Origin of the sequence: Aeromonas popoffii, assembly GCF_000820025.1 — a bacterium.
In the GTDB taxonomy this organism is placed as follows: Bacteria; Pseudomonadota; Gammaproteobacteria; order Enterobacterales; family Aeromonadaceae; genus Aeromonas; species Aeromonas popoffii.
Genome location: NZ_CDBI01000032.1, coordinates 20,208 through 31,994 on the forward strand (window position 1 = coordinate 20,208; position 11,787 = coordinate 31,994).

Annotated in this window: 10 protein-coding genes; 8 read left to right on the forward strand and 2 right to left on the reverse strand. The window is 54.5% G+C overall.

The features are described from left to right. From BN1129_RS06670 to parC, 6 genes are all read left to right on the forward strand, one after another. A partial coding sequence (locus BN1129_RS06670; RefSeq protein ID WP_084204591.1) for a DUF1249 domain-containing protein occupies positions 1-389 on the forward strand: 389 nt, incomplete at its 5' end. Between the two features lie 23 nt (positions 390-412). Further along, positions 413-1,231, forward strand: a complete 819-nt coding sequence (gene cpdA / locus BN1129_RS06675) for a 3',5'-cyclic-AMP phosphodiesterase (protein ID WP_042035368.1) — start codon at positions 413-415, stop codon at positions 1,229-1,231. Positions 1,232-1,244: 13 nt separating this feature from the next. Next, positions 1,245-1,832, forward strand: coding sequence for a YqiA/YcfP family alpha/beta fold hydrolase (locus tag BN1129_RS06680; protein ID WP_042035370.1), 588 nt, complete (start codon positions 1,245-1,247; stop codon positions 1,830-1,832). 34 nt (positions 1,833-1,866) lie between these two features. Further along, positions 1,867-2,265: a GFA family protein gene (locus tag BN1129_RS06685; RefSeq protein ID WP_042035372.1), complete on the forward strand. Its 399-nt coding sequence runs from the start codon at positions 1,867-1,869 to the stop codon at positions 2,263-2,265. Between the two features lie 136 nt (positions 2,266-2,401). Next, positions 2,402-4,297, forward strand: a complete 1,896-nt coding sequence (gene parE / locus BN1129_RS06690; RefSeq protein WP_042035374.1) for a DNA topoisomerase IV subunit B — start codon at positions 2,402-2,404, stop codon at positions 4,295-4,297. A gap of 143 nt (positions 4,298-4,440) precedes the next feature. Further along, entirely contained in the window at positions 4,441-6,735 is a 2,295-nt protein-coding gene (parC, locus tag BN1129_RS06695; protein ID WP_042035375.1) for a DNA topoisomerase IV subunit A, read from the forward strand. Positions 6,736-6,840: 105 nt separating this feature from the next. On the opposite strand, the gene BN1129_RS23180 is transcribed toward parC, so the two are convergent. Next, entirely contained in the window at positions 6,841-7,857 is a 1,017-nt protein-coding gene (locus tag BN1129_RS23180; RefSeq protein ID WP_157013287.1) for a hypothetical protein, read from the reverse strand. Positions 7,858-8,017: 160 nt separating this feature from the next. Here BN1129_RS23180 and BN1129_RS06705 point away from each other — a divergent pair, with 160 nt between their 5' ends. After that, the gene (locus BN1129_RS06705; protein ID WP_042035378.1) at positions 8,018-8,968 is read left to right on the forward strand and encodes a transposase; all 951 of its coding nucleotides are present in this window, start codon (positions 8,018-8,020) and stop codon (positions 8,966-8,968) included. A 749-nt stretch (positions 8,969-9,717) separates the two neighbouring features. Continuing rightward, positions 9,718-10,560, forward strand: coding sequence for a Cof-type HAD-IIB family hydrolase (locus BN1129_RS06710; protein WP_042035380.1), 843 nt, complete (start codon positions 9,718-9,720; stop codon positions 10,558-10,560). A 341-nt stretch (positions 10,561-10,901) separates the two neighbouring features. On the opposite strand, the gene BN1129_RS06715 is transcribed toward BN1129_RS06710, so the two are convergent. Then, complete coding sequence (locus tag BN1129_RS06715) at positions 10,902-11,621, reverse strand: SDR family oxidoreductase (RefSeq protein ID WP_042035382.1); 720 nt, start codon at positions 11,619-11,621, stop codon at positions 10,902-10,904. Positions 11,622-11,787: the final 166 nt, after the last annotated feature.

Below are 11,787 nucleotides of genomic sequence, written 5' to 3' on the forward strand. Positions count from 1 at the left end.
GTACCTGTGAGGTGAACTACATGGCCTTGATGAAACTGTTGCCACCCGGTGGCACAGTCGGGGCCGAACGCCGCTATCAGGTGGGCAATGGCCTGCAGTTCCAGCTCACCGTCAGCGAGGAGAGCCGCTTCACCAGTCAGGTGATCCTGGCCCAGCACAACCCGGAGTTGCCGAGCTACTTGCAGGCTCGCATCGAGATTCGTTTGTATCATGACGTGCGGATGGCGGAAGTGTGTGCGGCGCAACAGATTTCGAGGTTGCAACCACGTTATGATTATCCCAATAAAAAAATGCACCAGCGGGATGAAAAGGAGCAGGTAAATCTGTTCCTGGCCGATTGGCTAAGATTTTGTCTCAGACATGGTGCCAGCCAGATAAATATCCTCTAGTTGAACTTATAAGAAGCGTGATTTTGGAAACAGAGCTACCCCAGGCGCAGGACGGCAGTGTGCGCCTGTTACAAATTACCGACACCCACCTCTTCGCGAGTGCCGAGGGGCGGCTATTGGCTATACGCACCGCAGAGAGCCTGGCTGCCGTGCTGGAGCGGGTGCAGGCCAATGATCATCCGTTTGATCTGATCCTGGCGACCGGCGATCTGTCGCAGGATCACAGTCCGGAATCCTACCAGCGCTTTGCCAGCATGATGGCAAAGCTGGCACGTCCCATCTACTGGCTGCCCGGCAACCATGACGACGGCCCCCTGATGACCGAATACCTGCATGCGGCCGGGATCAGCGAGGCCAAGCAGCTGGTGGGGGATCACTGGCAGGTGATACTGCTGGATACCCAGGTACGCGGCAAACCTCACGGCGTACTCGGCGATCATCAGCTGGCGGCGCTCGACCAGGCCCTGCGCCAGCACCCCGAGCGTCATGTCCTGATAGCCTTGCACCATCAGGCCGTGCCTGTGGGTTGCGCCTGGCTGGATCAGCACAATCTCAAGAACGCCGACGATCTGTTCGCCGTGCTGGCTCGTCATCCCCAGCAGAAAACCATCTTGTTTGGCCATGTCCATCAGGAATTTGACGAGATGCATCGCGGAGTGCGGCTGATTGCCAGCCCCTCCACCTGCATTCAGTTCAAGCCGCTCAGCGATGGCTTCGCGCTGGACGAATCAGGTCCGGGCTGGCGCTATCTCACCCTGCATCCGGATGGCCGGGTAGCGAGCCAGGTGTGGCGTCTGCCGGTGGGGCAGTTTGTGCCCGACCCCGATGCCACCGGTTATTGAGGAGGCCGCTTCCATGACCTCCGTTTTGCTTTATCTGCACGGTTTCAACTCTTCCCCCGGCTCTGCCAAGGCGCAGCAGATGGCTGCCTGGGTGGCGCAATATAGACCCGACATCGAGCTCATTATTCCGGCCCAGCCCAATACGCCGGCGGCGGCTTGGGCCGCCATAGCGCAGACCGTTGAAGAGGCCATCGCCCGCCACGGTGACCGCCTCAAGCTTGGTGCCGTGGGCAGCTCCCTCGGCGGCTTTATGGCCACCCGGGTGAGCGAGTTGTATGGCTGTCGCGCGGCCCTGATCAACCCGGCGGTGCGCCCTCACGAGTTGTTGTGCGACTACCTGGGCCCTCAGACCAATCCCTATACCGATGAGCAGTACGAGCTGCTGCCGGCACACATGGGCGAGCTGCGGGCGTTGGCAGTGCCGGTGACGGCCCCCGAGCGGCTCTGGATCCTGCAACAGCAGGAGGATGAGGTGCTCGACTATCGCAAGGTGCTGGATGAATACCGCTTTGCCCGCCTGTCGCTGGAGTGCGGTGGTAACCACGCTTTTGTTGCGTTTGAACGCTACCCCGCCCAGATCGTTCGCTTTCTGGGGTTGTAGCAAAGGCACCTTATACACAAGGCAAGAAGGTGACATGATCAAGCTCATCGGCAACACAGTGATTGAGGAAAAGCACAAGGCCAGCTGTCACTGCGGGGCCGTGGTGCTGGAACTTACCCTGCCGGATGGCGTGGTGGATCCGCGCCGCTGCGACTGCTCTCTCTGCCGACGACGCGGTGCCATCGTTGCCTCGGTGCCGCTCTCAGGGATCCAGATCTTGCAGGGGGAGGCGGCGCTGCGCTGCTACCAGTTCAACACCCGTACCGCGAAACACTACTTCTGCAGCATCTGCGGCATCTATACCCATCATCAACGTCGATCCAATCCGGCCGAGTATGGCTACAACCTCGCCTGCCTTGAGGGGGTCAACCCGTTTGAGCTGGATGAGGTGCCGCTGCGCGACGGGATCAACCATCCGGCGGATCGTGAATAAGAAGATACGGGCCGACCCGACAGTCGGCCGTTGAGTCAAGCTTGGCCCTTCAGATCAAGCTTTCGGCGCGGGGAGTTTGTTCTGCCCCCGCGTAGCAGTTAAGATTCTCCCCAAACGTCAATTCGCAAGGCCCTCCATGTCCACTCAATACAATGCGGATGCCATTGAGGTCCTCAATGGCCTTGAACCGGTGCGTCGTCGCCCCGGCATGTATACCGACACCACCCGGCCCAATCACCTCGGCCAGGAGGTCATCGACAACAGCGTCGACGAAGCGCTGGCGGGTCACGCCCGCACCCTGGAGGTGACCCTGTATGAAGACCAGTCCCTCGAGGTGATCGATGACGGCCGTGGCATGCCGGTCGATATCCACCCGGAGGAGGGGGTGTGTGGTGTGGAGCTGATCCTCTGCAAACTGCACGCGGGGGGCAAGTTCTCCAACAAGAACTACCAGTTCTCCGGCGGTCTGCACGGGGTGGGTATTTCGGTAGTGAACGCCCTCTCCGATCGGGTCGAGGTGACGGTGCGTCGCGACGGCCAGGTCTATGACATCGCCTTCGAGCGTGGCGACAAGGTGCAGGAGCTGACCATCACCGGCACCTGCGGTCGCCGCAACACCGGCACCCGGGTGCGCTTCTGGCCGCAGGCGAGCTATTTCGACTCGCCCCGCTTCTCGGTCACCAAGCTGGAGCACCTGCTCAAGGCCAAGGCCGTGCTCTGCCCCGGCCTCACCATCAAGTTCCTCGACAAGAACACCGGCATCAAGCTGGAGTGGTGCTACGAAGATGGCCTCAAGGATTATCTGGTCGATGCGGTCAAGCAGTTCACCTGCCTGCCGGAGCAGCCCTTCGTCGGCGCCTTTAGCACCGAACAGTCTGCGGTGGATTGGGCGCTCTGCTGGTTGCCGGAAGGGGGCGAGTGCCTCGCCGAATCCTATGTGAACCTGATCCCGACGCCCCAGGGCGGTACTCACGTCAATGGCCTGCGCCAGGGGCTGCTCGACGCCATGCGCGAGTTCTGCGAGTTCCGTAACCTGTTGCCGCGCGGGGTCAAGCTGACCCCGGAAGACATCTGGGATCGCTGCGCCTACATCCTCTCCATCAAGATGCAGGATCCCCAGTTCGCCGGTCAGACCAAGGAGCGGCTGTCGTCGCGCCAGAGCTCGGCCTTCGTGTCGGGGGTGGTGAAGGATGCCTTCAGCCTGTTCCTCAACAGCAACACCGAGCTGGCGGAGCAGATCGCCGAGATCTGCATCAGCAGCGCCCAGCGCCGGCTGCGCGCCGCCAAGACGGTGGTGCGCAAGAAGATTACCCAGGGCCCGGCGCTGCCCGGCAAGCTGACCGACTGCAACTGCGCCGACCCCATGCAGGGCGAACTGTTCCTGGTGGAGGGTGACTCCGCGGGCGGCAGCGCCAAGCAGGCGCGCGACCGCGAGTTTCAGGCGATCATGCCGCTGCGCGGCAAGATCCTGAACACCTGGGAAGTGGAAGCCGGTCAGGTGCTCGCCTCCCAAGAAGTGCACGATATCTCGGTGGCCATCGGCCTGGATCCCGACTCCGAAGATCTCAGCGGCCTGCGCTACGGCAAGGTGTGCATCCTCGCGGATGCGGACTCGGACGGTCTGCATATCGCCACCCTGCTCTGCGCCCTGTTCGTGAGGCACTTCCGCACCCTGGTCAACAAGGGCCACGTCTATGTGGCTATGCCGCCGCTCTACCGGATCGACATCGGCAAGGAGGTGTTCTACGCCCTCGACGAGGACGAGAAGAACGGCGTGCTGCAGCGGGTCGAGGCCGAGAAGAAGAAAGGCAAGGTGATGGTGACCCGATTCAAGGGGCTGGGTGAGATGAACCCGAAACAGCTGCGGGAAACCACCATGGATCCCAACACCCGCCGTCTGGTGCAGCTCACCATGGGCGAGATGGAGGAGGGGGACGAGACCCTGCAACTGATGGACATGCTGCTGGCCAAGAAACGCTCCGGTGATCGTCGTGAATGGTTAGAGGAGAAGGGAAACCTTGCCATCATCTAGTTCACTTCTCTCAGTAATGAGGAGTGGCTGATCGAGCAGGGTAATCTCGCCATCATCCAAGCCGTCGGCTGGCCCTGTGCGGGCCAGCAAGCATTTAGCCGGAGTCGCCCTGTGGCGGCTCCCGAACCGAAAGAGAAAATCACATGAGTGATGCTATCGAGCTCAGTCTGGACGGGGTAGAGCGCCAGCCAATGCGCACCTTTACCGAACAGGCTTACTTGAACTACTCCATGTACGTCATCATGGATCGGGCCTTGCCGCATATCGGCGATGGTCTCAAACCGGTGCAGCGGCGCATCATCTACGCCATGAGCGAGCTGGGGCTCTCTGCTCTCTCCAAGCACAAGAAATCCGCCCGTACCGTGGGTGACGTGCTGGGTAAGTACCACCCGCACGGCGACAGCGCCTGTTATGAAGCCATGGTGCTGATGGCTCAGCCCTTCTCCTACCGCTACCCGCTGGTGGATGGTCAGGGTAACTGGGGGGCGCCGGATGATCCCAAATCCTTCGCCGCCATGCGTTATACCGAGGCGCGGCTGTCGCGCTTCTCCGAGCTGCTGCTCTCGGAATTGGGCCAAGGCACTGTGGAGTGGACGCCGAACTTCGACGGCACCATGAAAGAACCTGTGGTACTGCCCGCCCGCCTGCCCCACATACTGCTCAACGGCATCACCGGCATCGCGGTGGGGATGGCGACCGACATCCCGCCTCACAACGCGCGGGAAGTGGCCTACGCCTGTGCCGAGCTGCTCGATAACCCCGATGCGGGGCTGGATGCGCTGATGGCGCACATTCAGGGGCCGGACTACCCGACCAGCGCCGAGATCATCACCCCGCGCGATGACATCCGCAAAATCTACGAGACCGGCAAGGGCTCCATCAAGCAGCGAGCAGTGTGGAACGAGGAGGATGGCGACATCGTCATCACGGCGCTGCCCCATCAGGCTTCCGGCGCCAAGATCATGGAGCAGATCGCCGCCCAGATGGTGGCCAAAAAGCTGCCCATGGTCACCGACCTGCGCGATGAATCGGACCACGAGAACCCGACCCGTCTGGTGATTATTCCCCGCTCCAACCGGGTGGACATGGAGGCGCTGATGGCCCACCTGTTCGCCACCACGGATCTGGAGAAGAACTACCGGGTCAACCTCAACATCCTCGGCCTCGACAACCGGCCGCAGGTGAAGACCCTCAAGATGATCCTCTCCGAGTGGATCATCTTCCGCCGCGAGACGGTGCGGCGTCGCTTGCAGTATCGCCTCGACAAGGTGCTGGCTCGCCTGCACATCCTCGAAGGCTTGCTGGTGGCCTACCTCAATATCGACGAGGTGATCGAGATCATCCGCACCGAGGATGAGCCGGGCAAGGTGATGGTGGAGCGTTTCAATATCAGCGAGACCCAAGCCGAGGCTATCCTCGAGATCAAACTGCGCCATCTGGCCAAGCTCGAAGAGTTCAAGCTGCGCGCCGAGCAGGATGAACTGGCGATTGAACGGGATAAGCTGCAACTGATCCTGGGCTCGGAGCGCCGCCTCAATACCCTGCTCAAGAAAGAGCTGCTGGCGGATGCCGAGAAGTACGGCGACGATCGCCGCACCCCGCTGGTGGAGCGCGCCAGCGCGGTAGCCCTGACTGAAAAAGAGCTGACCCCGAGCGAGCCGGTTACCGTCATCCTCTCCGATAAAGGGTGGGTGCGGGCCGCCAAGGGCCACGACGTCGATGTGGCGGGGCTCTCCTACAAGGCGGGGGACAACTACCTCACCCACGCCTTTGGCCGCAGCAACCAGCAGGCGGTGTTCCTCTCCACGTTGGGGAGAACCTACGCCCTCGAATCTCACACCTTGCCATCCGCGCGCAGTCAGGGCGAGCCGCTCACCGGCCGCTTTGCGCTGGGGGCAGGGGAAGAGGTGCGCCATCTGGTGATGGGCAACGAGGGTGAGCCATATCTGATCGCCAGCGACGCCGGTTACGGCTTTGTCTGCACCTATGACGACCTGATCGGCAAGAACAAGAACGGCAAGGCGCTGCTCACAGTGCCGGAAGGGGGCCTGGTGATGGCACCCCAGAAGATTGGCTCGCCAGAGACCGATCTCTGCATGGCCATCTCCAATGAAGGGCGCATGCTGCTGTTCCCGCTCAACACCCTGCCGGTACTCGGCAAAGGCAAGGGCAACAAGCTGATCAGCATCCCCTCTGCTCGCGTGAAGGCGCGGGAGGAGTTTGTGGTGATGGCCGCCGTCATCCCGCAGGGTCAGTCGGTCACTCTGTTTGCCGGCAAGCGCAAGCTCACTCTTAAGCCATCTGACCTTGACTACTACCGCGGCGAGCGCGGCCGCCGCGGCGCCAAGCTGCCCCGTGGTTTGCAGCGGGTGGACCGCATCGAGATTGAATCCTCCGCCGGTGCCGAACCGGTAGCTGGGGAAAATCAGGAAGGGTAATTAATAGAAAGGGCGCGAAAGCGCCCCTTTTTTATGTGGAAAAATATTTTTCATATCCGCTGTAAGGTCATCGTCATCGATAGACCCTCACAGTATATGGTCAGTTTAATCTTCGGAGTGATTATGACGTTTTTTAGAACTTTCCTTTACTGACCAAGAGAGGATCTCCGAGTTTTTTAGTGTAAATCTTGTATGACCTATCTCTAGGTACATATCTTTACCTAGGCGGGATAATATTTTTGCATTGGTAAGAACACATTGCTTTTCAGGTGTGACCTTAGATATCAGGCCTAAGGTCAGTACTGTGTTGCAACCCTCGTTGTTTAAAATTATTGATTCTGTGTCTATAGAACCAAATTTGTATATTTCCATCACTCTCTCTGGGATTCTATAGAAAAGTTCAAAAGATGAAAAAACTACATAAAAGGCAATGGCGCCTAATGTAGGGTAATATATTACCCCTTTAATTCCTTTAGGCTTGGCCGTTACGAGAATATTGGTGAGAACAATAAACCCAACTACAATGGGACCAATTAAAGCAGGAGAGCCTTTACTTGTGCTTAAGTTTGAAACTGATATAGACAGTACAAAAAATATTGGAATGAATGCTAAGAGAGCGCAAACGAAGGAAGAAAAAATCATTTTTGATGTTTCTTCTAATGATTGTTTCTTACTTAGTGTTGACCTCTTGCAAATAATTAAGTGGGAAGTGATTATCACACATATGAAATATGGGATTGAAATGAGCCAGCTTAATGTGAGGAGTGCTAGAAATCCATAGAGGGATAATATTGGCAGTCCAAACCAAAGTGCCGTTTTGTAAAGTATTTTATGCCCATCTTCATCCTCCCAGTTACTCTTTATTGGTGATTCATTAGCCCAAGTGTTAGACCAAAATAAACCTGGCAATATCAGGATTGTAATAAATAGGATGACTATGATCATTGCTGTGATTGATGCAGCAGCAAGCAGTGTGACTGATGATTTGAAATCAAAGTCAGGCATGTATCCTATATTTGCATAGTAATAAACAAATATTGCACCACCGAACAGTAGAAATCCTGACCAAAATATAGAGGCTAGGTTTCCATAAGCATACTCTTTCAATTTATCACTATCCATATATACACCTAAATTATGCCGATTATGTATGTTTATCTGAAATGTAGATTAATAGCATGTAAAGAGAGTAGGGTTCAATAAACAGAACTAGGACACCCACCGTTTTGACAGCGGCGTAATCCTGTACTTGGCTTGAGGAGTTACTGTCGAGGGATGCGCCATGACCATTGCCCGTTCACGTCAAATCAGTTTGCAGGATACGCCTTACTACCACGTGGTCAGTCGCTGTGTGCGGCGGGCTTTCTTGTGTGGTGAAGACATCCATTCTGGTCAGAACTACGAACATCGGCGCCAGTGGGTGGTCGACAAGCTGGGCCAGCTGTCGAGGCTGTTTGCCATCGGTATCTGCGCCTATGCAGTGATGAGCAACCATTACCACCTGGTGCTCAAGGTTGAGCCCGATACTGCCGCCAACTGGAGTGAACGGGAGGTGGCCGAGCGTTGGGCTGCATTGTTCCAATGGCCACTGTTGGTGCGGCGCTGGTATCAGGGGGAATCCCTGATTGAACCTGAGATTACAGTGGTTAAACAACTGATAGGGCAGTGGCGCGAGCGGCTTTACTCCATCAGCTGGTTTGTGCGGCTGCTCAATGAAACTTTGGCTCGCCAGGCCAATCTGGAAGATGGCTGCAAGGGCCATTTCTGGGAAGGGCGCTTTAAAAGTCAGGCGCTGCTCACCGAATCAGCTTTGCTGGCTTGCATGACTTATGTAGATCTCAATCCGGTGCGGGCAGCCCTTGCCGATCGACCAGAGCAGAGCGACTACACAAGTATCAAGCAACGCCTTGATAACGCGTCCCTATCTGAAGCCTTACCCCCGCTATTGCTACCGTTTACCGATAAGGAGAAGTCCGGCTGCTTGCCCTATGCCTTCACCGATTATCTGATGCTGGTCGATTGGACAGGGCGAGCCATCAGGGCAGACAAGCGCGGCTACATCCCGGTTCATCTTACTCCCATTATGGAACGACTAGGACTTGATAAAACCGCCTGGCTTCGACAGGTGACTCTGTTCCGGCGGCAGGGTATCAGAGCGGTAGGTGATCATCAGCATCGCAAACAGTTTGCCCTGCATTGTGGTCAGCTGCGTTGTTACCAGCCTAGCGACTAGACAGCCTGCTGTTCCTCACCTTCACCACGTCCCCGCTTGTCATAGCGCCGCTGAGCCTGTTTTTTACTCGTACTTCCTAAACAGGAGACAGAGTAGAGATATTGTTGCCGAAGCCACGTCTATGAAGTGTCGAGTAATTGACCTCGTGATGGCCTGTCCAAAAGGTGGGTGTCCTAGTTGTCATCCTAGTTGTCATCAGTTTGCTGGCTGTTCGGTGATTCACACAGCGTTTTAGCTGTAGATAGCTGTGTAACGGCAGGCGTTGTTTATAGCGAAATACCCTTCTTACTGGTCCAGTTGCAGGGTTCCCATTTCGAATCCATTCCCTCGTGCGTGCCGCAAGGAGCCTGATTGTGACTTGCTCCAAAAGTAGGGTGTCCTAAAAAGAACGGAGTAGAGATATTGTTGCTGCAGCCACGTCTATGAAGTGTCGAGTAATTGACCTCGTGATGGCCTGTCCAAAAGGTGGGTGTCCTAGTTGTCTAGTTGTCTTCCCGAATATCATTTTTCTGTTGATGCATTATTTTTGTTGGTTGTCACAATATTTTACATTTGACCTAAGCTATTAGTCAGCTCGTCGGATATACACTAAATCACAAATTTTTTATATAACAGATGACATGTGTAGTTGTTTTTTGTTTTCTCTTTGGCTTGATGGTTCTTATTGAACTGTTTTCTAACTTGTGATAATTTAAGTCAAAATAGGTATGTAAAGTAAAGATATTAAAATATTTAATTATGGGTGATTTATGAAGAAAATTATATTTATAGATGTAGATGGAACCTTATCTAATCCGGCTGGCATGGTTCCTCTATCAGCGAAGGAGGCAATTAAAGAAGCGCGAGAAAATGGTCATCTAGCATTTATCTGCACCGGTCGTTCAAAACCTGAAATAACATCTGAGATAATTGATATTGGCTTTGATGGGATTGTTGGTGCCGGAGGAGGATATATAGAAGTGGCTGGACAGTTAGTAAAGCATTTGCGAATGCCTGAATCAGCTGTTATTGAAATAATAGAATACTTTAATGTAAATGATATTGGGTATTATTTAGAATCAAATGATGGGCTTTTTGCTAGTGAAAATTGTATTGCATCCATTAAATCTCAAGTAACAAAATCTTATGAAGAGGTTAGTGACGAATACAGTGAAGCGCTCGATGAATTTAACTGGTTTTTTAATATATTAGAACAGTCACTCGGTGGTGTAATCGACTATGCAAATGTTAATAAAATATCTTTTATTAGCAATGGCCATCCTTATGCTGAAGTAGCAAATAAATTTCAAGATAGATTTGCTATGTATCATACCACTGTACCGCAATTTGGTCCTGAAAGTGGTGAGATAGCTGTAAAAGGGGTGGATAAATATGTAGCAGTTAATTTTGTTTTAGATTATGTAGGGCTGACCGCGGCAGATGCCTTCGCGTTTGGTGATGGTAACAATGATATTGCGATGTTTTCTGCTGTAGCTCACTCTGTTGCCATGGAAAATGGCACTGCACAGCTTAAATCAGTAGCTAATGAAATTACGAATATTGCCGATGAGCATGGGATCAGAAATAGCTTTATTAAAAATGGTTTAATATAGCATATTGCTTTATCTCATTTTTTAAAATTAGTCATTAGTATTATTAGTCATTAGTATTAGATGGTTCATTTAATAGCATTGTTTAAAGTGATTACCCTCGTAACTAAATAGCTGTTCCGAATAGTAGATCACCGGAGGTAGAGAACTCAGTCCAGTTTGTGGGATCTGATTAGTCGCCAAACAAAACAAGCCGCATCCAAAGGACTGAGTTGATGCCTATCCTACCCCCCCTACCATGACCACAACTGCGCCGCATTCACAAAATCATCCATGTCAAAGGTGTGCCAAAGGTGTGCCAATGGTGGGTGTCCCAAAAAGAACACCTCAAAAAGAACCATCTATCACGGCTCCTGCCGGGTTGGCGCCAGCACGATCTCCCGAATGCACAGGTGTTGGGGCTGGGCATATGCAAAGCCCACGGCCTCGGCCACATCGCGTGGCGACATCACGCCACCGATGTCTGCCTTCCAGGCCTCGAACCCTTCCTGAATAGCCTCGTCACAATGGCTGACCAGCTCTGTATCTGTGGCGCCAGGGGCGATGGTAATGACCCGCACATTGTGTGGCGCTACTTCTTCGCGCAGGTTTTCCGAGATGGCGTGCACGGCGAATTTGGTTCCGCTATAGACGGCATGTCTGGGGTGAGTCTTGCGTCCGGCAACCGAGCTGATGTTGATGATGGTACCGTGGCGGCGTGCCAGCATGTTTGGCAGCACAGCATGGATGCCGTTAAGCACCCCCTTCACGTTCACATCCAGCATCCGATCCCATTCCTCGGGTGACTGCTCGGCGAGGAGGGAAAGCTGCATCCGGCCAGCGTTATTGACGATAAGGTCCACTGGTCCAAAGCGAGCCTCTGCCTCAACGACAGCTTCGCTTAAGGTCGCGCGATCGGTCACGTCCACCTGACGGCAGAGAGTCTTCGGCAGATCCAGCGCCTCGAGGCGTTCGATGCGGCGAGCCAAGAGAAGCAAGGGGTGGCCTCGCTTGGCAAAGAAGGCAGCGCAGGCAGCGCCAATTCCTGAGCTGGCACCGGTGATCACGACAAGTGGCAGGGTCATATTGGGCTCCGTGTGGTGTCGTTAGTGATTGAGAGTCTTGATTGGAGCACTTTAAGGGGTTCAATGCATACCCAGCATTGACTAGGTGGGAGGTGTATCGCGGTTTTTGTTGGTGAGGCCTGTAGGTCTGATTAGCGACGCGTAATCGAGCCTGTAAATCCAATTG

What these genes read in the sequence shown, in the direction of transcription:
- BN1129_RS06680 (WP_042035370.1), top strand. Translation starts at nt 1,245, where the DNA reads ATGACCTCCGTTTTGCTTTATCTGCACGGTTTCAACTCTTCCCCCGGC.
- BN1129_RS06685 (WP_042035372.1), top strand. Translation starts at nt 1,867, where the DNA reads ATGATCAAGCTCATCGGCAACACAGTGATTGAGGAAAAGCACAAGGCC.
- parE (WP_042035374.1), top strand. Translation starts at nt 2,402, where the DNA reads ATGTCCACTCAATACAATGCGGATGCCATTGAGGTCCTCAATGGCCTT.
- parC (WP_042035375.1), top strand. Translation starts at nt 4,441, where the DNA reads ATGAGTGATGCTATCGAGCTCAGTCTGGACGGGGTAGAGCGCCAGCCA.
- BN1129_RS23180 (WP_157013287.1), bottom strand. Translation starts at nt 7,857, where the DNA reads ATGGATAGTGATAAATTGAAAGAGTATGCTTATGGAAACCTAGCCTCT.
- BN1129_RS06705 (WP_042035378.1), top strand. Translation starts at nt 8,018, where the DNA reads ATGACCATTGCCCGTTCACGTCAAATCAGTTTGCAGGATACGCCTTAC.
- BN1129_RS06710 (WP_042035380.1), top strand. Translation starts at nt 9,718, where the DNA reads ATGAAGAAAATTATATTTATAGATGTAGATGGAACCTTATCTAATCCG.
- BN1129_RS06715 (WP_042035382.1), bottom strand. Translation starts at nt 11,621, where the DNA reads ATGACCCTGCCACTTGTCGTGATCACCGGTGCCAGCTCAGGAATTGGC.